Source organism: Methylocapsa aurea (assembly GCF_000746085.1).
GTDB lineage: Bacteria > Pseudomonadota > Alphaproteobacteria > Rhizobiales > Beijerinckiaceae > Methylocapsa > Methylocapsa aurea.
The window spans coordinates 196,269-220,259 of record NZ_JQKO01000005.1; the positions used below are offsets into that span (position 1 = coordinate 196,269).

Here is a 23,991-nt window from a genome sequence, read left to right on the forward strand (position 1 = left end):
AAAAAAGCCAATCAGCTTTGTTGGAACATGCGCTAAGGCGCGCCCCGGGAACAGCTGGAAATCAATCCACCGAATCATACATGGATTGAAAATTGCCGAGCTTCGCCCAGGTCTCCGCATTGGTCTGTTTCAATGACCTCCATTGGACCAGGAGCTCATCGAAAATCAGCTCGTCGAAATTGAAGACTTGCTCCGGCAGGACGGCGACAGGCGCATGGATGCCGGTTTTGATCTCCTCGAGCAGACCGGGATCGGCGACATGAACGCCTCTTTCAGAGGTCGTCATCAAGACCCTTTTCATTGGCTTTCCGCCAAGGGCTTGGACGATGACCAATTGCTGCTGCATGTGAGCGACCTCGACCCATTGCGCCCGAATCGCGCGGGCGGCAAGTTGAACATCAGATAGCGGCAATTCGCGAAATCTCAGTGACGCAACCGCCGAATCGTCAGCTTGTCAATGGCGTAGTCCATAAAATTACTCAAGCGCCTTTTGTCCACCGGAGGCGCCAGGTTTTCAGGCCGGAACGCGGATTGACGCCCTCCGCGCATTTTTCAAATCCTTCGCGCTCGTAGAACCGGACCGCCCGCCCATTGTCCTGGTTGACGTCCAATTCGAGCCCGATTGGCGCGCGCCGCCGCGCCTCGTTTAAAAGCAGCATCGCCGCGCCGCTTCCTTTCGCATCGGGCGCCACGGCGATCTGGTCGAGATAGCCGCTCACCGGGTCGAGCGTTGCGAAGCCGATCAGCCGGTTCGCGCCATCATAAGCGCAAAAAATTGCCGCCCCGGACGCCTTGAGCGCTTGCATATGAGCGCAAAACCATGGCCGCCGGGCCGAAAAATCGATCTCCGGCATCGCCTCGCGCCAGCTTGCGACCCAAAGATCGGCCAGGCGCGGCAAGTCCTCGTCTTGGGAGTCGCGTATGGCGATGGCGCGGAACATATTTGCAAGCATAGCATATAAGGCGCGCCATGGCTGGCGCTGTGACGCGCCTTGCGCGCTGGCATGGATCGATTTAGAGCCTGTTCTGGAAAAAGCTGAACCGACTCTTTTCGATATTTAGACATCGGCTATATCCGATGTGTCATAAAAACATGCTCCAGCCGTCTGAATCCGATAGCGCCAAGCGGAAATCGATCTCCTTCCTTATCTGGTTGTTTTAGCGCATGATCTTGTCCACGAAGCGCTCCCTTCGGCGCATATGCGAGATCGGCATTTCCGGATCCTCCGCTTGACGCATCTCACCGAACCCGCATCGGCCAGATCGAACGGATCCACTCGGAAAACGTCGCCAGATGCCCCTTCAGGTCGGAATGGAGCAAGTTGACCCGATCGCCCGCCGGCGCATCCCGGCCGCCGGCGTGCGGCGCGTCACGCTTGCCGATTTTCGCTCCTATGCCGCGCTCGATCTCGACATTTCCGCCTCCCTCGTCGTCCTCAGCGGCGACAATGGCGCCGGCAAGACCAATCTGCTTGAAGCCTTGTCGCTGCTCGCGCCGGGGAGGGGCCTGCGGCGGGCGGAATTGAGCGATTGCACGCGCCAGACCGGAGGCGGCGGCTTCGCGGTTTCGGTCGAACTCGAAACGCCTTGCGGCGCCGTTCAGCTCGGAACCGGCATAGAGCCGCCAAGAAATGCGCCGCCGCTGCGCAAATATCGGATCAATCGCGAGCCGGTCAGCTCCATCCGCCTCTTTAGCGACCATATCCGCGTGGTTTGGCTGACGCCGGCGATGGATGGACTCTTCGCCGGAGCGGCGGGGGAGCGGCGGCGATTCCTCGACCGTCTTGTGCTCTCGATCGACGCCGATCATGGCGCAAGGGTCAATGCGCTCGAGCGGGCCCTGCGCGGCCGCAACCGCCTGCTTGCGGACGGCTCCAGCCATGGCGACAGGATCTGGCTCGACGCGATCGAGCGGGAAATCGCCGAGCTCGCCATCGCCGTCTCCGCCGCGCGCCTCGAGACCGTCTCGCATCTCTCCGCTCTCATTCTCGCCGCCCGCTCGGATGCTCTTTTCCCCTGGGCCGAACTGAAGCTTCAAGGCGAGGTCGAGCATTTGGTCGAGGAGCGCTCGGCTCTTGAGGCCGAGGATATTTATCGCGGGCTTTTGCGCGACAACCGGGCGCGCGATGCAGCGGCCGGGCGCACCCTGATCGGACCGCAGGCCAGCGACCTGCTTGTGAAGCACGGTCCCAAACAGGCCGAGGCGGCGCAGGCTTCGACCGGCGAGCAAAAGGCGCTTCTCGTCGGCCTGGTTCTGGCCCATGCCCGCCTCGTCAAGGCAATGAGCGGGATCGCCCCGCTCGTCCTGCTCGACGAAATCGCAGCCCATTTCGACCCAGTTCGCCGCGCGGCCCTTTATGATGGCCTCGAGACCTTGGGCGGGCAAATCTGGCTGACCGGCGCCGATCCCGCGACTTTCGCCGCGATCAAGGCGCGGGCGCAAATGCTGACAGTGACGCCCGGGCGCGTCGCCGCCTTCGCATGAAGGAAACGGCCAGGGCGGCGCCCCGCGCTCCCGCTGAAATCGCTCACAATCGGACTTGCGATCTTATATACTGACCAAAAGAGGCTCCGCCGCCGCCGTCCAGAGATCAATGATTCCGCACGAACCAGGAAGCGAATCGCATTAAATGGCACAACAAGACAAGGACGCCAGCGCCGCCGCGGCCAAGCCGAAACCGGGCCTGTTCGCCCGCGTTTTCGGGCGCAAGGAAGCCCCCGCCGCCGCGCCGGAGCCCTTGCCCGAGGAACTCGCGCCGGCGCAGATCCTAGAGGCCGAGCCTTTCTTGGAGGCTGACTCTTGGCCGGAGGAAGCCTTGGAGCCGCCGGTCGCCAACGCCGCGCCCGCGCCAGCCGAAGCTTTGGAGCCTGCCGAATTTTTCGAGCCGGCTGCGGCCAAGTCGTCCGAGCCGCCGCCGCGGCGCGGCTGGTGGGCAAGATTGCGCGAGGGTCTGGCGCGCTCCTCCAATTCGATCGGAAGCGGCCTGATCGCCATATTCACCAAGCGCAAGCTCGACGAGTCCATGCTCGACGATCTGGAAGATGTGCTGATCCGGGCCGATCTCGGCGTCGCAACCGCGGCGCGGATCGCGAAAATCGTCGGCAAGGGCCGCTACGATAAGAATGTCGAGGTCGAGGAAGTAAAGGCGATCCTTGCCGCCGAAGTCGAGCGCGTGCTGGCCCCTTACGCCAAGCCGCTAGAGCTCGATCCCGCAACAAAGCCTTACATCATTCTCGTGGTCGGCGTGAACGGATCGGGCAAGACGACAACCATCGGCAAGATCGCGGCGCAATTTACCGCCGAAGGCCGCAAGGTTCTGCTCGCCGCCGGCGACACCTTTCGCGCCGCCGCAATCGAGCAATTGCTGATCTGGGGCGCCCGCCTTGGATGTCCGGTCATTTCGCGCGAACAGGGAGCCGACGCCTCGGCTCTCGCCTTCGATGCGATCAAGGCCGCGCAGGAGCGCGGCGACGATGTCGTCCTCATGGATACCGCCGGGCGCCTGCAAAACCGGACCGAGCTCATGGCCGAGCTCGAGAAAATCATTCGCGTCATGAAAAAGGTCGATCCCCGCGCGCCGCATGCCGTGCTTCTCGTCCTCGATGCGACCGTCGGCCAGAACGCCCTGAGTCAGGTCGAGATTTTCGGCAAAGTCGCCGGGGTGACGGGCCTTGTCATGACCAAGCTCGACGGAACCGCGCGCGGGGGAATCCTCGTTGCGATCACCGACAAATTCGAGCTTCCGATTCATTACATCGGCGTTGGCGAAACCGCCGAAGACCTCGAAGCTTTTACGGCCCGCGATTTCGCCCGGGCCATTGCGGGGCTGGATGGCTAGAAAAGCCGCTCGCAGCGCGATCGCATTGCAAAGCCGAAGCGATCCTGCGCGGTTCGCCGACTTGGCATTATTTTCCGTCAGGACGGCGATTGCCTTTTGGAGTGCGCGGGCTCGGTCGCCACAAAGCGACCCGCCTTTGATGGAACGAAACGACAAGAAAGGTTGGCTTGAATGAGCGAAGTCTCGAAACGCGTCCCCACCGCCGCATCGAAACAGGTCAAAGCGGGGGCGGTCTGGCTGAAGCTTGGCGTGGAAATGGGGCCGCTGATCCTGTTTTTCTTCGCCAATGCGCGGCCGAAGCTTTTCGAGCCCCTGGCCGGACTTTTTCTGCCGGAATCGATCTTGAGCGGCCCAAACGCCGGGCTCTATACGGCGACTCTCGTTTTGATGGCGGCGGTCATGGTCGCCCTGATCGTCTCCTATGCGCAGACGCGCCGACTCCCGGCCGTGCCGCTCATGACAGCCGTTCTGGCGGTCGGCTTCGGCGCGCTGACGCTCTATCTCCAGGATACGACTTTCATCAAGATGAAGCCGACCGTGCTTTATGCTTGCTTCGGCTTGGCGCTTTTCGGCGGCCTCGCGATCAACAAGCTGCTCCTGCCGATCGTGTTCGACAACGCCATGGCTCTGACCGAACGGGGCTGGCGCCTGCTCACCCTGCGCTGGGCTGGATTTTTCTTCGTTCTTGCGCTTTTGAACGAGATTGTCTGGCGCACCCAGTCGAATGACGTCTGGGTTTCCTTCAAATTTCCTGGAATTATGATTTTGCTCTTTGTTTTTGCCGTCGCGCAAGCGCCTCTTATGCTGCGGCACAAGCTGGAAGAGGAAGAAGAGGAGAAGGCGACGGACCCTTGTTGAGGGCGCCCGCCGGTAAACGGAGCCGCGCTCATCTGCATCCAAGACGGTTTAATGGCTTTGCTTGAAAATCCCGGCGAGAAAGGCGGTCAGAGTCGGTATTGCTGAATTCGGGTGGTGCGCAGGCCGGCGAGGCCATGCTGATCGATGGACATCTGCCAGGACAGGAATTCATCGACCGTCAAAGTATAGCGGCTGCAGGCTTCCTCCAGCGAAAGAAGGCCGCCGCGCACAGCAGCCACGACTTCCGCCTTGCGCCGGATGACCCAGCGCTTGGTTGTCGCGGGCGGCAAATCAGCGATCGTCAAGGGGCTGCCATCCGGCCCAATAACATATTTCGCCCTATGACGATTCGGTTCGGCCATCTTCAAAAACTCACGCATTACACTGACCTTGATGTCGGTCAACATAAGGCGGGTGTTTTAAGATTTACCTAAACCGATGCCCTGGTTTTGCTGGCGAATCTCCGCGCCGCCGCCTTTAATCCTCTTGCAGCAATTCCCTTGCAACGGATCGAGAGCTTCACGATTCATGGCTCTCGTTGCGGCAATCCATTTGCGTAACGTTAGAGCATGATGCCGAAAAGTGGGAACCGGTTTTCGGATGACATCATGCTCTAACACTTTGAGGAGAGGCGGATTCAGACTTTGAACGAGATCGCGTTGCGATTCCGTCCAAAATCATCCGGCTCCAGGGAAGCCGCGGCGGCATCTGAAAGCGTTCTCGAAAGTTCAGAAGGTCTGCGGCGAAAAAGTCTGTCGGGTTTTTCGGGACCTGCTATAAAGCATTTCCGACTTTATCCGAACCATGCCAGCGGCGGAGCGAAGGCGTTGGCGGAGGCCGGAGCGATCCCGAGAATTCGGTCGCGGGAAATTTTTCAAGATTTTGTAAAGTCCCGTGGGGTTGCCTTGTTCCGCGCTTCGCGCAACCCGGCTGAAACCGGCCTTGGAGGCGGAGCGCGCTCCGGCCGGCCATTGAAGCGAGCGAGTGACGGCGGCCATGACCAAAAACCCCGCGCCGGGAGGGAGCCAAGTCTCCAACAGTCTCGGCCTCAATAAGAGTCCCGCAGAGACGCGCGTTGTCGTCGCCATGTCCGGCGGAGTTGATTCCTCGGTCGTCGCCGCGCTCCTGAAGGAGCAGGGCTATGACGTCATCGGCGTGACCCTGCAGCTCTATGATCATGGCGAGGCGGTCCATCGCAAGGGAGCTTGCTGCGCCGGGCAGGATATTCACGACGCCCGGCTCGTCGCGGCGCGGCTCGAAATTCCGCATTATGTCCTGGATTACGAAGAGCGCTTCAAACAGAAGGTCATCGGGCCGTTCGCGCAAAGCTACGCCACCGGGGAAACGCCGATCCCCTGCATTTCCTGCAACAGCGAAATCAAATTCGCCGACCTGTTTGAAACCGCGCAAGATCTCGGCGCCGACGTTCTCGCCACCGGCCATTATGTCTCGTCCAAGTTCGATCCGACGGGGCAGCGCGCGCTGTACCGCGCCTCCGACGCGACGCGCGACCAAAGCTATTTCCTGTTCGCGACTACCAAGGCCCAGCTCGAGCTCCTGCGGTTTCCGCTCGGCGATCTGGCGAAGACGGACGTCCGCGTCCTCGCGCACCGGTTCGGCCTCCTTGTCGCCGACAAGGCGGACAGCCAGGACATATGTTTTGTCCCGACCGGTAAATATAGCGATGTGATCGAGCGCCTGTCGCCCTGGGCGGCGGAGCCGGGCGAAATCGTGCATGTCGATGGCCGGGTGCTTGGGCGGCACGCTGGCGTCATCCATTATACGATTGGGCAGCGCCGCGGCTTAGGGCTCGGCGCAACCACGGCGGCCGCGGGCGAACCGCTCTTTGTCGTCAAGCTCGACGCCGCGCGAGCGCGGGTCGTGGTCGGGCCGCGCCGCGCCCTGGCGACCCGCCTCGTCCGCTTGCGCGCGCTCAATTGGATCGGAGCCGGCGCGCTCGAGGACCTCGCCAGCGACGGACATGAGCTTTTCGTGCAGGTCCGCTCCAGCCGCCCGCCGGTTCCCGGATATCTCTATGTTGGCGACGCCGAGACATTCGTCGAGTTCGCCAGCGACGAGGACGCGGTCTCGCCCGGTCAGGCCTGCGTCTTTTACGAGTCGGATCAGCCTCGAGCCCGCGTGCTGGGCGGCGGCATCATCAGCTCGACTGAACCCGCCTGCCCGGCGGTGGCCAAAATCTCGCACCAAGCAGAGCTTGAACATTTTTCCGCCTTGGCGGAAGATCGCTCAAGCTCTGCCGGAGCCAGAGCGAAGCCATAAGAAAAGCTGTCGTGATTCCAGGTGAAGGGAATGCGCTGGCAGCATCAGCTGGAGGTTGAACGCCCGTGCAAGAGGAAACCTTTCCCGGCGACGCTCGCGTCTTGGATGGACGATCGGCGCCGCAGGGGGCAGACGCCCCGATCCTCGACAACAAACATGTCAAGACATCCTATGCGCGCTGGGCGCCGATCTATGATCTGGTCTTCGCGCTGGTCCTTCGGCCTGGCCGGAAGGCCGCCGCCGCCGCGGGCGAGCGCCCCGGCGGGCGCGTGCTCGACGTTGGCGTCGGCACCGGCCTTGAATTGCCGATGTTCGATCGGCGGACAAGGTTGATCGGCGTCGATCTGTCCGAGCCCATGCTCCGGCGCGCCCAGCATCGCGTCAGCTCGAAGGCCCTGCGCAATGTCGAGGGTCTTGGCGTCATGGACGCGACGCGCCTCGCTTTCCCCGACGGGCATTTCGACGCCGTCGTGGCGCCTTATGTCCTCACAGTGGTTCCCGACCCGGAAGCCAGTCTCGACGAGTTGGTCCGCGTCGTGAAGCCCGGCGGCGAGATCATCCTCGTCAATCATGTCGGCGCGGCCAGTGGGCCAATGGCGTGGATCGAGGCCTGGCTCGGCACGCGCAGCGCCGATCTCGGCTGGCGGCCGCAATTCCCCTGGTCCATTCTCGGCGATTGGATCGGCTCCAATCCGCAGGTCCGCCTCCTGGAGCGGCGCAGCCTACCACCTTTCGGGCTATTCACGCTCGCGCGCATCATGCGGCTTTGAACCGGCCGAACAGGCTGGCTTTTTTGGCCACGCTCAGCCAAGTCAGGCGATAATGTCCGGGGTCAGCTGATCTTCGAGAAAGCTCAGCCGGTCCCGCAAGACGAGCTTGCGCTTCTTGAGCCGCTGGATTTGCAGCCGATCGGCGGCGCCAAGATGGAGCAAGGCGTCGATCGCCGCGTCAAGATCGCGGTGCTCCTGACGCAGATGCTCGAGTTCGGCCTGCAACGCGGCGCGCTCCTCGTCGCTCAATCTGTCCGCCATGAACCGCCGTTCCCCGTCGTTCGAAACCTGTTTCGACGCCCCTTCGCCCAATAGCGCCGAACGCGGCGCGAAAATAGGTTCGGCACCGCGCTCCGGCAAGGCCAATGGCCAAGGCATTTTCAACTTAATAATGCATGATCTGAAAAGAGTTGCAGGGTTCTTGGAGAGGATCATGCGTTAAAACAAAGAGATACAAAGCAAGTTGCATTCCGCTTAGAGCATGATGCCAAAAAGTGGGAACCGGTTTTCGGACGACATCATGCTCTAACTCTTTGATGAGAGGCGGATTTAAGACTTTGGACGTGATCGCGTTGCGATTCCGTCCAAAATCATCCGGCTCTAAAGACACCGGCTAGCGCCGGTCCAAAATAGGAACAAACGGCATGGGGTTACCGGAAACGGAGAGCGCGTCGGCAAGATTTTGCAAGTCCGGCGGCAGCGCGCTTTCGAACCGCATCGCGGCTCCGGTCACGGGATGCGGGAACCCGAGAAGCGCCGCGTGCAAGGCTTGCCGGGAGAGCGCATTGAGGCGCGCCTGCGCTTCCGGCGGGAGCCGCGCCGCCTTGCTCTTGAAGCCTTTCGCATAGACGGGATCCCCCAGCACCGGATGCCCGCAATGGGCCATATGGACGCGGATCTGATGCGTGCGCCCGGTTTCCAACCGGCAGGCGATAAGGCTAGCCTCCTCGCCAAAGCGCTCGATGACGCGCCAATGCGTGACGGCATGACGCCCGCGCGAGGCCGGAACGACGGCGATTTTTTCGCGATCGATCGCGTGACGGCCAAGCGGCGCATCGACGACGCCCGAAGGCCGCGCCGGAACGCCCCAGACGAAAGCCAGATATTCGCGCGCAAGCGCAAGCGTCTTGCCGTGATCGGCGAAGGTCTTTGCGAGCCCTTGATGGGCGGCGTCGGTCTTGGCGACGACCAAGAGGCCCGACGTATCCTTGTCGAGCCGATGGACGATCCCCGGCCGCCGGACTCCGCCGATGCCAGACAAGCTCGCGCCGCAATGGGCGATCAGCGCATTGACGAGGGTTCCGGCTTCATGTCCCGCCGCTGGATGGACGACCAGTCCGGCCGGCTTGTCGAGAACGAGCAGATGCGCGTCCTCAAAGACGATTTTGAGCGGAATGTCCTCGCCCAGGGGCGTCGGATCCACAGCCGCCGGCACGTTCAAGCCAATGACCTGGCCGCCGCGCACCGCTTGGCTGGCGTCCTTGACGGTCGCGCCGTCGATTGAAACAAGGCCCGCCTCGATCAGGCCTTTCAGCCTTGTGCGGGACAGATTGGCCCCCGCCGCCGCGGCCTCCGCCGCAAGGAAACGGTCGAGCCGCTCGCCGCCGCGCTCGTCGCCCACTGGGTAGACGAAGCTCCCGCCATCGGGGCTTCGATCCGCCTCTCGCATATCCGGCTCCACGCGCTGGAGCGCCTTCCGATCGGTTTTGACCGGAAAGCCGCCCTCGTCCTTAAGTTTTCCGATTGTCCCCCCCCGAACATTTTTCCGCGACGCGGAAAAAGCCCATGGCGCCTCCCCATACACCGATAAAGGCGGCGGCGCCCATTCCAAGCTGGAGGGAACGCGGGCCGATGTCTCGCCACCACTCGGCAAATCAAATATAAGAACGGCCGCCCGTTGCGCATTGTCCCAGCCAGAGCGGTTCATGTCGATTCTCTCGGTCTATCTCCGCGTGCTCGGACAACTTGGCGGGCAAAAGCGTCTGGCGATCGTCCTGGCCCTCGCCAATCTCGCCCTGGCGACCGCGCAATTCGCCGAGCCGGTTCTGTTTGGCCGCATCATCGACAGGCTGACCAGCGCCGCGACCGCAACCAAAGCTTTGAGCTTTCAGGACCTCCTCCCGCTGCTGGCCGCCTGGGTCGGCTTTGGCCTGTTCTCCATCCCGGCCGGCGTTCTCGTCGCCTTGAACGCCGACCGTCTCGCGCATCGGCGCCGGCTCGCGGTGATGGCGCTCTATTTCGAGCACGTCCTGCATCTTCCCTTAAGCTTTCACAGTTCGGCGCATTCCGGCCGTCTGCTCAAGGTGATGCTCGAGGGCGCGAATGGAATGGCCGGCCTCTGGCTATCGTTTTTCCGGGAAAATTGCGCCTCGCTCGCCGCGCTGCTCATTCTCCTGCCTTTGTCGCTGGCGCTGAACTGGCGTCTTGGCGCGCTTTTGATCGCGCTGGTTTGTGTGTTCGGGTTTCTGACCGCCTTTGTCCTGCGCCGCACAGAGTCCATGCAGCAGTCGGTCGAGCGCCATAACAGCTCCCTCGCCGAACACGCCTCCGACGCTCTCGGCAATGTTCCGGTCATCCAGAGTTTCACCCGCATCGACCTCGAAGCCCATACGCTGCGCCTGATCATCGATCGCGTTCTGGCGGCGCAAATGCCGGTGCTGTCCTGGTGGGCCCTCGCCGCGGTCGGGGCGAGAGCATCGGCCACATTGACGCTGCTCGCGATTTTTCTGCTCGGGACCTGGCTCAATCTTCAGGGCCTCGCGACGATCGGCGAGATCGTCACATTCATGAATTTTGCGACCATGCTGATCGCCCGGCTCGAGCAGGTTGTCGGCTTTTTCAACAACCTTTTCATGCAGGCTCCCAAATTGCAGGAGTTTTTCGGCGTCCTCGACACCGCGCCGCAGGTCGCCGACAGTCCCTTCGCCGTGGATCCCGGCCGCCTCGAAGGCAAGGTCGCCTTCGACCATGTAAGTTTCTCCTATGATGGCAGGCGGACCGCCGTCTCCGACGTAACTTTCGAGGTTGCCCCAGGAGAAACCGTGGCCCTCGTCGGGGCGACGGGTTCGGGCAAATCCACCACGCTCGGGCTGTTGCACCGGGTGTTCGACCCGACGAAGGGGCGGGTGCTGATCGACGGATTCGATATCCGCGACCTGACCCTGGCGTCGCTGCGGCGCAATATCGGGGTGGTGTTCCAGGAGCCTATGCTGTTCGCCCGTTCGATCGAGGAAAATCTGCGAGTCGGCCGACCCGACGCCTCGACGGACGAGATTCGCATTGCGCTCGAGCGCGCCCAGGCCGATGAATTCGTCGCCCGCCAAAGCGACGGGCTGGCGACGATCGTTGGCGAACGCGGCCGCTCCCTGTCGGGCGGCGAGCGCCAGCGGGTCGCGATCGCCCGCGCCCTGCTAAAAAACCCGCCGATCCTGATTTTCGACGAAGCAACCTCCGCTCTCGACGCGACCACGGAGCGGCAATTGCAGATCGCGCTGGAGAAGGCGACCGAAGGCCGCACCACTTTCGTCATCGCCCATCGGCTGGCGACGATTCGCGGCGCCGACCGCATTTTCGTCTTCGAACAGGGCGAGATCGTCGAAGCCGGGAGTTTCGAGGAGCTTGTCGCAAAGAACGGCCGCTTCGCCGCCTTGGCGCGGGCGCAGTTCATGGCCGCGGGGGCGCCGCCGACCTCTCCCTGACCTGTCGCGGCATTGCTATTGCATGCAAAAATGCGGTTCGGATGGAATGACGCAAGCCGGACGAACCAATCAGCTCACGGTCGCACCGAGATTAAGAGCGAGGACCACATGTCAGATCAAAGCGCCTCGAACGAGGCCTCAAACGCCCCGGCCGGGGCCGCCCCCGCTTCGGCCGAGCCTTCGCAATCCCCGACCGAAGCCCTCCCCAAGGGCGGCTGCGCCGGGGCCCATGCCGCATGGGTGCAAGGCGGACAACGCGGCCAATTCGTCATGCGCGCGATGCCGGTTCCGGAGATCGTTCCCCCGCCCCCGGTGGCGGCGACGCCCTCCCCCCCGAGCGGGGAGCTTTACGGCATCTGCAATAAAAGAGAGATCCGCGACCGCATGGGGAAAAGTTTCCCCTTGATGCGCCGCTGGACCGACGGAAAACTGCGCCCCTGGGACGTTTTCATCGCCCGGTTCGGCAAGGAATATCACGCCTATGTCAACGAGTGCCCGCACCAGCACGTCCGCCTCGATTGGGAGAAGAACAATTTCTTCGAGCCCAACTATCTGAAGCTTCTCATGTGCGGCAAGCATGGCTCGCAATTCGACCCGGAAACCGGCGTTTGCATCTCCGGGCCTTGCAAGGGCGCGCAGCTCGAAAAGATCGTCTGCTTTGTCGATGACGAGGATGATGTCGTCCTGGCTGGGATCAACATCGATCTGGAAGCCGAGATCGGCCCGGCGGCGGGCGATCCAAGCGTCGACGAAGTGCTTGAAAACAACGGGTTCAAGCTGCAATCGACAAAACGCGAGTTCTTATAAGGCGCGCCGCCTCTTTTTAAAGTCCGCGGGACGCCCTGGATCTTTGCGCCGCCGGCAATGCGGATCCCGGCGGCGCCCTCCGTCCAGGCGGCTTCAATGCTGGAGGGCATTCCCGAACGCCTGCAAGCCGACCGGCAGAATCCGCAAGGACGTAATGCGGTTCTTGGTCTTGCGCAGCACCTCGAATCGGAACCCGTGAAACGTAAAGACCTGCCCTGATTCCGGGATCGCCCTCGCTTCGTGAATGACAAGTCCGGCGATCGTTGTCGCCTCTTCGTCGGGGAGGTTCCAGGCCATGACCCTATTGAGATCGCGGATCGGCACCGACCCCTCCACGACCACCGAGCCGTCGGCTTGCAGCCTGACGCCTTGAACGACGAGATCATGTTCGTCGGAAATGTCGCCGACGATCTCCTCAAGGATGTCCTCCAGCGTGACGAGGCCCATGACCACGCCATATTCGTCGACGACGATGGCGAAATGCGTCTTGCGCTTCAAGAACGCCTGCAATTGGTCCTGGACCGGGGTCGTATCGGGCACGAACCAGGGCTTCAGCGCGAGTTTCTCGACGTCGAATTCGGCGACCTCGCCGCTCCAGGCGTCGAGTGCGCGCAGGAGATCCTTCGCGTGCAGCACGCCGACGATATTATCGGGTTCGCCGCGCCAGATCGGCAGGCGGGAATAGGGCGCCTCGACAACCTCGCGGATCAATTCATGCGGCGGAAGATCCGCATTGAGCATGAGCATTTTAGTCCGGTGCACCATGAGGTCGGACACTTCGAGGTCGCGGAGATCGAGCAGGCCGCCGAACATGTCGCGATCGGAGCGGCCGACGCCCCCCTCCCGATGCAGAAGATCGACGGTGCTTTTCAATTCCTCGTGCCCCGACAATATCGAATGCCGCCGGCTGGTGTCGACGCCGAAGAGCTTCAGGACGCCGCGCACCAGCGCTTCGACGCCGACGAGGATCGGCCCGAAGATCGCGACAAAAAATGAGATGGCGCGGGAGACCAGCAGCGAAACCCGGTCGGGATAGTTGATCGCCACGGTTTTCGGCATGACCTCGGCAAAGACGAGCAGCAAGACGGTCATGATTGCCGTCGCATAGAGCGCGCCGCGATCGCCGAAGAACTCGACGAGCACAATCGTCGTGAACGCCGATGAGCCGATATTGACCACCGTGCTGCCGAGCAAGGTGGCCCCGATCAGGCGATCCCGGCTCTTCAGCAGCCGATTGACCCGGGCGGCGCGAATATCGCCGGTTTTCTCCAGGGCGTGCATTCGGGCCCTCGACGCCGCCGTGAGCGCCGTTTCGGAAGCCGAGAAAAACGCCGCCAAGGCGACGCACAAGATTATTATGACGATCGCGAGCCAAAGATCGACCGGCAAACCCTCGGCACCCGCGCCGTGCATGGCATCAATATCCCGTTGTCAATTCATCTTGAAGAAAGCCGCGGATCTCGCCGGCATCGACGTTCTTCGCCACGAAACAGTCGCCGATCCCCCGCGCGAGGATGAATGTGAGGGAGCCCCGCTCGACTTTCTTGTCCTGATGCATCGCGTCGACGATCTGATCGGCATCCGCGCCAAGACCAGCGATGTCGCCGATCCGAGACGGCAATCCAACCTCCCTGAGATGAGATTCGACCCGGATTTGATCCGCCTCGGAGCAAAGTCCGACACGCGCCGAGAACCGAAAAGCACAGGCCATGCCAATGGCTACGCCCTCGCCATGCACAAGCCGCCCCCCATCGTAGCCGGCGATGCGCTCCAACGCGTGGCCGAAAGTATGGCCGAGGTTGAGCAGCGCCCGCTCGCCCTGTTCGCATTCGTCGCGGGCAACCGTGGCCGCCTTGGCGGCGCAGCTTGTCGCGATCGCATGGACGCGCTCGGCGCCGCCGGTGAACAGTCCCCGCCAATTGGCTTCAAGCCAGCGGAAAAACCCCGCATCGCCAATGAGGCCATATTTGACGATCTCGGCATAGCCGGCGCGAAATTCGCGCGGCGGCAAGGTCTCCAGCACATCCGTGTCGGCCAGAACGAGCGAGGGCTGATGGAAGGCGCCGATCAGATTCTTGCCATGCTTGGAGTTGATCCCGGTCTTGCCTCCGACCGACGAATCGACTTGGGCGAGGAGCGTCGTCGGGATTTGAATGAAGCGCATCCCGCGCCGCACCGTCGCGGCGGCGAAGCCCGCCAGATCGCCAATGACGCCGCCGCCCAGGGCGACGATCAAATCGCCGCGCTCGAGCCGCGCTGCGAGCAGGGCGTCGCAAACTTCGGCGAAGACGGCGAAGGATTTCGATTCTTCGCCAGCGGCGACGATCACCGTGGAATGGCGCAGGCCGGCCGCATCGAGCGCCGCTTTCAGCGCGGGCAGATGCAGCTTGGCGACATTCGAATCGGTGACGATGGCGCAGGCGGCGGCCGGGGCCAGGCGGCGAATGTGGTTTCCAGCCTCGGCGATCAGCCCAGAGCCGATCGAGATCGCATAAGCGCGGGCCCCAAGCTTGACCTCGACAAGCGCGCGGCTTACCGCGGGATCATGATTCGATAAGAGTTCACGGCGCGACGTCGAATTGCTCAAATCGTTCATGTCCTTCGGCTTTGCTGGCGGCGGCGGATCGGGCGAAAACCGCAAAAAGAATTCAATGCCCGAAATCATTTCCTCGACCGTCGCTTCATGCGGTCCATCGCGCGAAACCACGGTGACGTCGGCGCGGGCATAGACGGGATAGCGCTGCTCCAGCAGCGTCCTTAGCGTTGTCTCTGGATCGGCGCCCTGGAGGAGCGGACGATGCGAACGCTTGCGCACCCGGCGCCAGAGTACATCGGGATCGGCCTTGAGCCAAACCGATATGCCGAGCTTGGCGATCCGCGCCCGTGTCTCCTCATTGAGAAAGGCGCCGCCACCGGTGGCGATTACGCGGGGGCCCTCCTCGAGCAGCCGCGCCATGACCCGGCGCTCGCCGTCACGAAAATAAGGCTCGCCGTGACGGGCGAAAATATCCGAAATCGACATCCCGGCCGCGGCTTCGATCTCGGCGTCGGCGTCGACGAAGGCCAGTCCAAGCCGCTGCGCGAGGCGCCGACCGGTCGAGGTCTTGCCCGACCCCATGAGGCCGACGAGGACGATCGAGCGCCGCCCGAGCCCCGACACGAGCACCGCCATGCGCCTATCGCGCGCGCGCTCCTGCGCCCCATAGCGCGCCGATCCGATGTCGCTGATCATGCAAAACGTATAGCATGGCCTCAGAGTCGAATTAAATGGCGCTTTTGCCTTGGCCCGAAGCCTTCAGCCTCATGAGCGCCATCTTCGCTGGGACTGCCTCAAGACGCGGCGCCCCAAGCGACAAAGGCCTTCCAAGCGCCCCAGCCGCCGATCGCCAGCAGCATGAAAAAGGCCGCCGCGCCGAGGACTTCAATCAGGAACGAAAGAATTGCGAGGACCGCGCGCGAAAACGCGGCCTCCCCCGCCGCGGCCGCCGATTGTCCCGCGGCGGCCGCGCCGACTCGCCGCTCATCGGCAAGCCTGGCGCGCCATGCCGCGCGCCGCGCGCCAGCCCCATGATCAAACCGCACTTCGGCGGCCAAGGCTTTTTCGCGTTCAAGAAGCCGATGCGCCATGTAATCGGCGATCGCGTCGATCATCGCATCGATGCTTTCGCTCTCCGCCAAGGCGATGCGGCCATGCCTCGTATCCTGCACGAAGCGATAGGCGCGCCGGTCCGGCGCGATATCGACAAAGCCGATCATGTCGATGAACAAGCGGGGATGCTCGCCAGGCATGATGGCGACGTCGAACAGATCGATTTCTGGCGGCGCCTCGGCCAGAAGTGGCTCCAATGCGTCCCGCAGCATTTCGAGCCGCGCCATTTCCGCGCCGCGCAATGTCGCGATCACCTCCGCGCGCTCGGCTTCGTCGACCCGGGCTCGGCGCATCGCGCGCTTGAGCCTCGACCCGAGCTGCGGCTCGTCGCCGCGAAAGCCGCCGCTCGAGCGCCGGACGCCTGCTGAAAAGCTCGACGCCGGATCACGCGTCGGGTCCTCCAAAGTCACTCTCCCTGTGATCGAGACCAAGGCATTGACCCGAACCGGCGCGGACGCCAACGCGTTTGGGAAGCGAGGCTCGGATCCGCCGCAAAAGCAACTTTGCGGCCCTGATCGCATCATCGCCAATGTCTTTCACGAAAAAACGTTAATTTAACGCAATTTATGCGAAGTCATTAAGGGAAGGCGCACATTGCATGTAAGTCGGTTAATGGCCTCGTAACCGGCCCTTCCCAGGAATGTTTTGCCCACCTTACTTGGCGAGCATGACTTTCGCCGCGCCGCGTCTGCTCAACAAATTGAGCGTGACGTCCTGTCCATGCCGATGGAACTTAAGATCGACGGAAGAATCGCGCAGGCTCAAATGGCGGATGTCCACGAATTCCAGGAAATCCGGCATGATGGGATCGTGGAAGCTGATCGAATCGGTTGCATAACTAAGGTCCATGCGAAGACAGGCCGCAAGGAAAGCGAAGGGCGCCGCGGCGGCCCAGGCTTGCGGCGCGCAAGCGACGGGATAGGCGGTCGGGCCGCGGTGCGGCTTGCGAATGAAGCCGCAAAACAATTCCGGCAGACGGCGCAGCTCCTGATGGCAAGCCGCATCGAAGATGGCGGAAAAAATCTGGCAGGCTTCCCGGGCGAGCCCGTATCGGGAAAAGCCAAGCGCGATGATCGCATTGTCATGCGGCCAGATCGAGCCATTATGATAGGAGATGGGATTATAGCGCGCCTCGCCGCTCGCGACGGTTCGGATCCCCCAGCCGCTGAACGAATCCCTGGCCAGAAGGGTTTGCGCAACGCGGGCGGCGCGCTCCGGCGCGGCGATTCCCGTGAACAAGGCATGGCCGGAATTGGAGGTCCGCACCCGGCAGGGATTTTTCCGGCCGTCAAGCGCCAAGGCGTAGACGCCGATGTCTTCGCACCAGAACGCGGCCTCGAATCTCGTTTGCAGCATGAGCGCCTGGGCGCGAAGCTTGTTTGCGAAATCGACTTCGCCGAATCGATCCGCGAGCTTTGCCGCATGGGTCTTGGCGCTGAAGACATAGCCCTGCACCTCGCAAAGCGCGATCGGCCCTTGCGCCAAAGCGCCGTCAGCATGAAAAATGGAATCGTAGGAATCCTTCCAGCCTTGATTGACGAGGCCGGTCTCGGTCTGCCGCGCATATTCGACGAAGCCATCGCCATCCTTGTCGCCATAGGCGTCGACCCAGTGCAGCGCCGCCTTGATATTTGGCCAGATCGCCTTGAGCGTCTCCGCGTCCCCGGTCCGGTCGAAATACATGCCCGCCAGCATGACGAAGAGCGGCGTGGCGTCGACGGTTCCATAGTAGAGGCGGAACGGCACTTCGCCCAGACGCGCCATTTCCCCGTTTCGGGTCTCATGCAGGATCTTGCCCGGCTCCGCGTCGGCGAAGGCGTCGAAGGTCTTGGCCTGGGTCGCCGCGAGATAATGAAGAACGCCCTTGGCGACCGCCGGATCCAGCCACAGCAAAAGCATCGCCGTGATGATCCCGTCGCGTCCAAAAGGCGTGCTGTACCAGGGCACGCCGGCATAAGGATAAAGCCCATGCGCGGTTCGCGAGATCAGCATGTAGAGATCGGAGGTCGATCTGCGGCAGACCTCGTTGAAGACGTCGTTCGAGCTTGCGACGTTGGCTATATGGCTCGTCGCCGCCCGGATGTCGCGCCGCCGGGCCCGAAAGGCATTCTGAAAATCGATGCACTCCGGCCGGTTTCGATCGTGGCAGAGGACCGAGGCGAAGAGCGATCCGCGCGCATTGGGAGCAAGATCGAATTCGAAAATCGCCCGGTTCGCTTCGAGGCGAATCGGCGCCGGCGAGAACCGCAGCTCCGTCTTGCGTTTCAGATTGTCGAGTCCCTCGTAATGAAACTCGACGCCGGCCTCGGTGACGAAAGCCGAGACCGCGCCGCGCTTGGCGCGCGTCTCTCCGCGCACCTCGAAGAGATCGCGAAAATCCGCGCTGAAACAAATCTCGACGCGAAATCGTCTGTGGCTATCGCTATAGTTGCAGAAACCAATCCGTTCGTAGCAGACGGCCCGCCACAAGAACTTGGTGCGTTCGAACGCAATCGCGTCGCGCGGCAGCGATATGACGCCATCGGCGTGGACGTCGGGGTTGGCGAGATCGACCGAGAGCGCCGCATTGTCATCCTGAACCACGGAACTCAAGAGAAGCGGCCGCATCCCCTCGAACCGGAGTTCGTACCAGGACAGGAATCGGGTGTCGTTGAAATAGACTCCCTCGGCGCCTGCCCTGCCGACCCCAATGTCCCCGTAATCGTCGAAGACCGCGAAAGCGTCCTCATGCTTCAAACTGCGCAACGCGCGCTGAACGAGGGACGTCTCGGTCTCGATATAATGCTGCGGCAGCTCGATCGCCGCATCCTTGACGTGGTCGACGCCGCGCGCGGCCTCCTGCATGTCCCCTCCGTTATCGGCGATCGGCCAAAAACCTATCCAGAAGCTTGGTTCGCCGACGCATTCATGCCCGCCGCATGCAGCGAGGCATGTTCCCAAGCCGGCGCCCCGAGCGCTTTTGCAGATTTCGCAATAGCCGCGGGCGCCGGCGTTCGGGCCAAGAGCGAACGATAGGCCCCGAGATAGGAATGCGCCATCCGCGCTGCGGTGAAACGCGCCTCGAATTCGGCCCGAACCGCCGCGCGGCTCATCGTTGCGCACTCCTTCACGGCGGCGACGGCGGCCTCCATCGATTCGACGATCACGCCACTCACGTGATCGGCGATCACCTCAGGGACCGAACCATTGCGCCAGGCGATGACCGGCGTTCCCGCCGACATCGCTTCGATCATCACCAGCCCGAAGGGTTCAGGCCAATCGATTGGAAACAGCAGCGCCCGCGCCTTGCCAAGGAATTCGCATTTTTGCGTTTCATTGATTTCGCCGATGAATTCGATCAACGGATGATCGAGGAGGGGCTCGATCTCGGCCTTGAAATAAGCGAGGTCGGCGGCGTCGACCTTGGCCGCCATCTTTAGGCGCATGCCGCTCCGTTTGGCGATTTCAATCGCCCGATCGGGGCGCTTTTCGGGCGAGATGCGCCCCAGAAACGCCAGATAGTCGCCGCCCTCGGGATCGAAGGGGCAAACCTGCGGCGGCAGGCCATGCGGGATCGTCGCGAGCCAATTGGCGCTCGCCGGCATCGGCCGGCGCTGCGCATTCGAAATCGAGACCAGAGGCATTTCCGGATAGGCTTCAAAAAGCGGCAGGATGTCCGGCTGATCGAGGCGCCCGTGCAAGGTCGTCAGGCATTTATGCGCGAGATCTGGAAATAAGGCCTGGGGCAGGAGGTCGACATGAAAATGGATGATGTCGAATTCATCGGCGCGCAGGCGCACCTCCCGCAACATGCGCAGCGAACTGCCAAGGTGGTCGCGAATTCCCGCAAGTCGGAGGCTTTGCGGCGCGCAGGCGATGAGCTTCGCGCTCGTCCGCGACCCGCCGCTCGCGAACAAAGTGACCTTGTGCCCTTGCCGGACGAGTTCTTCCGCCAACCAGGAAACGACTCTCTCCGTGCCGCCGTAAAGTTTTGGAGGCACAGCCTCAGCCAGGGGAGCCACGAGCGCTACGCGCATATGTCAGCCTTTCGAATGGGAGATCAGTTCTGCCTTGGCAATGTGCCAGCGGCGCGGAGGTTCCCGCTCTTTTCGTCGCTCTACGCGTTGGCGGAGCGAAAGCGTCCTTTTTAAGCGCTATCCGATCGGCGGGACTCATCTGATCGAAAAGCGATCGCTCAAATCTTATTTGAACAGCTCGCTCTTCCCAGCAGCATAGGCATCGAGGAAGCGCCGCGCGCTTCTCTTATCCGGCTTGGAGGCGGCGGACAGAACGAGCGCCACCGCGCATTGTTCCAAGGTGTTGAAATCGATGATCTTCGACCAACGACGCACGGCGATGAGGTCGCGATCCCCTTCGCTCGAAGCAACGCGGTCGATCGGCATTTCCAGCAAGCGGGCAAGCGAGCTTGCCTCCCGCATGCTTTGTTTGACGAAGACATAGACCTGCTGCTCCTGGCCACATGCGAACCAGAACCAAACAATGGCCGAGGGCGATGCTTGAAGCCAAAGCTTGCCCGTCGCCGCCAGATCGACCACGCGATCGCAAAGAGCATTGCGCGCCGCTCCGGCATGGGCGCCAAAAAAAGCTTCGCCCGATTCCGCGGCGGCGCGCTCATTTGTCCAATCGCCGTCGACGGCGCAGAACAATGCGCACAGAAGCGAGATATCGCTCAGGCCGACGATGACCGGCAATATGAGTTCTCCCCGTTCGGATGGCGCGGCTTCTTTCAAGAGGCCAACGAGCAGGGCGCAAAGACGCAGCTCGTTCGAGGGCGCGGCGCGAAGATAATTTGGGCTCGCCTCGAGAATGGCGCGCAGCCAATCATCCGCCCTTCGCGTCGCGCGCGCGAACGCCTCTTCCAAGGCTTCGATGACGCATTCTCGAAGGCTCTGCCTGTCGGCGGCGGCGGCCTCCCCGATCCGATCTTCGATGGCGCCGAATGCGCGCGACGGATTTTTCGACTCGAGCAAGGCGTCGATTTCCGCGCGTCCCCAACTTGCACACATGCGATGAAGCCCGAATTCTGCCGCAACAAGGGCCCCGAGCACACCCCTCGTCGCCTTCCATGCCTTGTTCGCAATGCCCCCCCCGACTCCATAAACCGGCAGGAGACTGTTGGAAACAAAAAGCGCGGACCCCGAATGATCAATGCAGGGGTTTCACGCTCCGTCTTACACTGCGTTCGCGTCCTGCGCCGCATAGGACTTTTCTTCAACGATAGCGGAATTGAACAATAGATTGATCATCTTCTTCAAGCCAGCGCGGCGATCGTTGGTCTTGTAAACCTGTCGCGCCAGGGAAATGAAGCCCTCGCTGAAATCCGCGCGCCTTTCGTGCTCGCGAAGGGCGTCCTCGACGTTCCAGAGAAAGATATTGGCGGCCTTGAGTTCGGTCTCGAGTTCGGCAAGGCGCGCGCCGCCGAAACCGGCTTTGGCCCTGAGCTTGCGCAACAGATCCAATTCGTGCCGAATATGGCCACGCTTCGCCGGATCGGCGACATGGTTGTCCTTGATCTCCAGGATCGTGATTTTATCGATCAATTCGCCGACCGCGCCGGGGATCTCGATCAAAGCCGCCTTGGGAGCCCGCCGCCCCGCCGAGGCGCGCCGCTCGACATTCGCGGCGATGCCTTCGAAGACCGAAGTCCACGCATCTTTTTCGGTCTGGCGAAACAGCTGCATGGTCGGATACCAGGGACAATCGTCGCGGTCGAGGAGCCAGCGCCAATCGGGCGCCTTTTTCAGGGCGACGAAAACGGGGCGACCCAATGCGCCGGCGAGATGGGCGATCGCCGTGTCGGAGGTGATGATCAGGTCGAGGGACGCCATCGCCGCCGCGCAGTCTATAAAAGAATCCGGCCCGGCGTCGAAATCATCGCCCAAGCTCTCGATCGCGAAGCGGGCGTCCGATGGCCCCGCCTCAATCCGCTGCTGGTCCTTCATGAGGCTGATGAGCCGGACGCCCTCGATCGCTGCGAGCGGCGCGAAGAATGTCGGCGGAACCGTCCGCTTCAAGTTGATGAAGGCGTTTCCATGCCAGCAGATGCCGATGCGAAAGCCGTCTACGCCGATGCGCTCGGCCCATTTGCCGACGAGGTCCGGCTCGGCCCGCAAATAATGAGCTTGCGTCGGAATCGTTTCGAGCGTGGTTTGAAAGGCGCGGGGAAGGCTGAGAAGCGCGCTCTGGAAATCGAAGGGCTCGCCTGGATCGACCGCGTCGACAAGCCGGATCGGCGCCGGCAGGGACCGCAGCAATCGCTGCATGCTCTTGCGGCACAGAAGCGTGACATGCGCTCCGGCGTCGGCCAGCTCCAGAAGATAGCGGGAAAATTGGATGAGGTCGCCAAAGCCCTGCTCGTCCCACACGACGATGCGCCGGCCGCCGAGCGGCTGGCCTTCCCACTTCGGCGTCGTCGACATAAGGGTTTTGGGCGGCGCGTTCGAGCGGTCCCAGCGGCTTTCGAAATCTTCGAAGCCCTCTTTCAGCATGCCCTTGATCAGCAGCGCCCCCGCCCGGTTGTTCCGCGCGTCCGGATAATCGGGCTTATGCTGCAAGGCTTTGTTGAAACAAATCAGCGCCTCCTCGATTTGGCCCGACTCCTTCAAGGCGACCCCAAGGCTGGACATGGCTTCCGGATAAGTCGGGCGGAGCCGCAGCGCCTCGTCATAGGAGGCCACCGCCTCGCCGTGCCGATCGAGTTCCTGCAGGACATTGCCGCGATTGAGCCAGGCTTCCGGCGCCGCCGGATTGAGCGCAAGCGTTTGATCGAGAAGAATCAGCGCCTCTTCGAGCCGTCCGAGTCTGTACAGCGCGGCGCCGCGAATCCCGAGCGCTTGCGGATGCTTTGGATCGTGCCGCAGCGCCTCGTCGCACGAAGAGAGCGCTTGCTCGGCGCGGCCCATTTGCAGAAATATATTGGCGCGATTGGTCAGGGCCGGCAGAAATCCGGGGCGAATCTTCAAGGCTTGGTTGTAGGCGGCGAGAGCGTCGCCAAGCTGACCCAGCTCGTGCAAAATATTGCCGCGATTGCACGAAGCTTCGCAATAGCACGGATCGAGGGCTAGCGCCGCGTCATAGGCGGCGATCGCCTCCCGGGGCCGGCCGAGCCCCTGCAAGGCGATGCCCTTGTTGTAGAGCGCTTGAGGATAGCCCCGGCGATATCGCAAGGAGCGGTCGTAGCAGGTCAGCGCCTCTTCGAGACGGCCAAGCTTTTGCAGCACATTGCCGCGATTGAGCTCGGTTTCCGCATCTGGCGGGCCGCAGCGGGCGGCCTCTTCATAGGCGGATAGCGCCGCGTCGAGCCGCCCGAGCTTTTGCAAGACCGAGGCTTTATTAAAGAGGGTTCCGCTGTCATCGGGCCGAATCGCCGCGATGGCGTCGAAACATGCCAACGCCTCCTCGAATCTGCCAAAACGTTCAAGCAGGGCCCCGCGATTCGTCAAGGCCTCGCAATGATTGGGGCGCCAGCGCAATGCGTTTTCATAGGCGGCCAGGGCGTCTTTCATGCGCCCCAGGCTCTGCAAAATAACGCCGATGCTGAACAGCGCGTCGGCGTCGTCCGGACGAAGCTTCAGGACCGCTTCGAAAGATGCTAGCGCGTCCTGCGGCTGGCCAAGCTTTTGGAGAACGATGGCGCGCGCGCCGAGCGCCTCGGGATAGGCGGGCTTCAAGGCGAGCGCGCGCTCGAACCAACCGAGCGCTTTGCCAAGATCGTCCGCGTTGAAATGAATAAGGCCGAAGACATAGCACCCGACATCGCTCGGAGCGGCGAGGTCCGCGAAAGGCTCAAGATGGGCGATCGCCTCCCCAGGCGCGCCGGCGCTCAGGAATGTGAAGGCTTCGGTGATCGCGACCTGGAGAAGCGCCTTGTCGCGAATCTCGGCGCGGCCTCGACCATTATTCTTTTCCTCGGACTTTATGGCACTCATTCGATTGCGCTCATTAAGATGCCGGCCCGCCGCCACAGGCGGGACCATTCCATTTCAAGGATCGACCAGCGCCGGCAAGCAAGCCAATCGGCCGGGCAGACGACGCGACGCGCCAATCATCTTGATGCGCCATCGAAAACATTGCGCCCGGATTGAAGCGGA

At 62.4% G+C, this 23,991-nt stretch carries 19 protein-coding genes; 7 read left to right on the plus strand and 12 right to left on the minus strand.

The window, feature by feature from the left end; translation table 11 throughout:
- Positions 1-61 precede the first annotated feature (61 nt).
- Both DL86_RS05350 and DL86_RS05355 read right to left on the minus strand, forming a co-directional pair.
- Positions 62-412, minus strand: coding sequence for a hypothetical protein (locus tag DL86_RS05350; protein ID WP_036258995.1), 351 nt, complete (start codon positions 410-412; stop codon positions 62-64).
- A 67-nt stretch (positions 413-479) separates the two neighbouring features.
- A complete protein-coding gene (locus DL86_RS05355; RefSeq protein WP_051952738.1) occupies positions 480-941 on the minus strand; it encodes a GNAT family N-acetyltransferase in 462 nt (153 codons plus the stop codon).
- Between the two features lie 353 nt (positions 942-1,294).
- On the opposite strand from DL86_RS05355, the gene recF reads away from it, so the two are divergent.
- The 3 genes from recF to DL86_RS05375 all read left to right on the plus strand — a co-directional run bounded on the left by recF (position 1,295) and on the right by DL86_RS05375 (position 4,697).
- Positions 1,295-2,485 carry a DNA replication/repair protein RecF gene (gene recF, locus DL86_RS05360; RefSeq protein WP_425348898.1) on the plus strand — a complete coding sequence of 397 codons (1,191 nt, stop codon included), beginning with the start codon at positions 1,295-1,297 and terminating at the stop codon, positions 2,483-2,485.
- Positions 2,486-2,630: 145 nt separating this feature from the next.
- Positions 2,631-3,839 carry a signal recognition particle-docking protein FtsY gene (gene ftsY / locus DL86_RS05365; RefSeq protein WP_051952739.1) on the plus strand — a complete coding sequence of 403 codons (1,209 nt, stop codon included), beginning with the start codon at positions 2,631-2,633 and terminating at the stop codon, positions 3,837-3,839.
- A 171-nt stretch (positions 3,840-4,010) separates the two neighbouring features.
- Positions 4,011-4,697, plus strand: coding sequence for a septation protein A (locus tag DL86_RS05375; RefSeq protein WP_036259001.1), 687 nt, complete (start codon positions 4,011-4,013; stop codon positions 4,695-4,697).
- An 86-nt stretch (positions 4,698-4,783) separates the two neighbouring features.
- Here DL86_RS05375 and sciP read toward each other — a convergent pair whose 3' ends face one another.
- Positions 4,784-5,059, minus strand: a complete 276-nt coding sequence (gene sciP, locus DL86_RS05380) for a CtrA inhibitor SciP (RefSeq protein WP_036259167.1) — start codon at positions 5,057-5,059, stop codon at positions 4,784-4,786.
- Positions 5,060-5,693: 634 nt separating this feature from the next.
- Between sciP and mnmA the strand changes: the two genes are divergently transcribed.
- Both mnmA and DL86_RS05395 read left to right on the plus strand, forming a co-directional pair.
- Complete coding sequence (gene mnmA / locus DL86_RS05390) at positions 5,694-6,977, plus strand: tRNA 2-thiouridine(34) synthase MnmA (RefSeq protein ID WP_084572719.1); 1,284 nt, start codon at positions 5,694-5,696, stop codon at positions 6,975-6,977.
- A gap of 101 nt (positions 6,978-7,078) precedes the next feature.
- Complete coding sequence (locus tag DL86_RS05395; protein ID WP_036259170.1) at positions 7,079-7,747, plus strand: class I SAM-dependent methyltransferase; 669 nt, start codon at positions 7,079-7,081, stop codon at positions 7,745-7,747.
- Positions 7,748-7,789: 42 nt separating this feature from the next.
- Here DL86_RS05395 and DL86_RS05400 read toward each other — a convergent pair whose 3' ends face one another.
- The gene (locus DL86_RS05400) at positions 7,790-8,008 is read right to left on the minus strand and encodes a YdcH family protein (RefSeq protein WP_036259173.1); all 219 of its coding nucleotides are present in this window, start codon (positions 8,006-8,008) and stop codon (positions 7,790-7,792) included.
- Positions 8,009-8,360: 352 nt separating this feature from the next.
- Positions 8,361-9,416 (minus strand): RluA family pseudouridine synthase, encoded by a 1,056-nt coding sequence (locus tag DL86_RS05405; RefSeq protein ID WP_051952774.1) that lies wholly within the window; start codon positions 9,414-9,416, stop codon positions 8,361-8,363.
- Positions 9,417-9,672: 256 nt separating this feature from the next.
- Between DL86_RS05405 and DL86_RS05410 the strand changes: the two genes are divergently transcribed.
- Positions 9,673-11,445, plus strand: coding sequence for a glucan ABC transporter ATP-binding protein/ permease (locus DL86_RS05410; protein WP_036259005.1), 1,773 nt, complete (start codon positions 9,673-9,675; stop codon positions 11,443-11,445).
- Positions 11,446-11,553: 108 nt separating this feature from the next.
- Positions 11,554-12,252: a Rieske (2Fe-2S) protein gene (locus DL86_RS18615; RefSeq protein ID WP_051952776.1), complete on the plus strand. Its 699-nt coding sequence runs from the start codon at positions 11,554-11,556 to the stop codon at positions 12,250-12,252.
- A 93-nt stretch (positions 12,253-12,345) separates the two neighbouring features.
- On the opposite strand, the gene DL86_RS05420 is transcribed toward DL86_RS18615, so the two are convergent.
- The 7 genes from DL86_RS05420 to DL86_RS05450 all read right to left on the minus strand — a co-directional run bounded on the left by DL86_RS05420 (position 12,346) and on the right by DL86_RS05450 (position 23,829).
- Positions 12,346-13,665, minus strand: coding sequence for an HlyC/CorC family transporter (locus DL86_RS05420; protein WP_036259007.1), 1,320 nt, complete (start codon positions 13,663-13,665; stop codon positions 12,346-12,348).
- A 4-nt stretch (positions 13,666-13,669) separates the two neighbouring features.
- Positions 13,670-15,484 carry a 3-dehydroquinate synthase gene (aroB, locus tag DL86_RS05425; protein ID WP_425348899.1) on the minus strand — a complete coding sequence of 605 codons (1,815 nt, stop codon included), beginning with the start codon at positions 15,482-15,484 and terminating at the stop codon, positions 13,670-13,672.
- Between the two features lie 98 nt (positions 15,485-15,582).
- Complete coding sequence (locus DL86_RS05430; RefSeq protein WP_051952741.1) at positions 15,583-16,305, minus strand: hypothetical protein; 723 nt, start codon at positions 16,303-16,305, stop codon at positions 15,583-15,585.
- A 250-nt stretch (positions 16,306-16,555) separates the two neighbouring features.
- Positions 16,556-18,745, minus strand: a complete 2,190-nt coding sequence (locus DL86_RS05435) for an amylo-alpha-1,6-glucosidase (protein WP_036259008.1) — start codon at positions 18,743-18,745, stop codon at positions 16,556-16,558.
- Between the two features lie 32 nt (positions 18,746-18,777).
- Positions 18,778-19,917: a glycosyltransferase family 4 protein gene (locus tag DL86_RS05440; protein WP_084572721.1), complete on the minus strand. Its 1,140-nt coding sequence runs from the start codon at positions 19,915-19,917 to the stop codon at positions 18,778-18,780.
- Between the two features lie 165 nt (positions 19,918-20,082).
- Positions 20,083-20,907: a hypothetical protein gene (locus DL86_RS05445; RefSeq protein ID WP_156964489.1), complete on the minus strand. Its 825-nt coding sequence runs from the start codon at positions 20,905-20,907 to the stop codon at positions 20,083-20,085.
- A 165-nt stretch (positions 20,908-21,072) separates the two neighbouring features.
- Entirely contained in the window at positions 21,073-23,829 is a 2,757-nt protein-coding gene (locus DL86_RS05450) for a tetratricopeptide repeat protein (protein WP_036259184.1), read from the minus strand.
- Positions 23,830-23,991 lie beyond the last annotated feature (162 nt).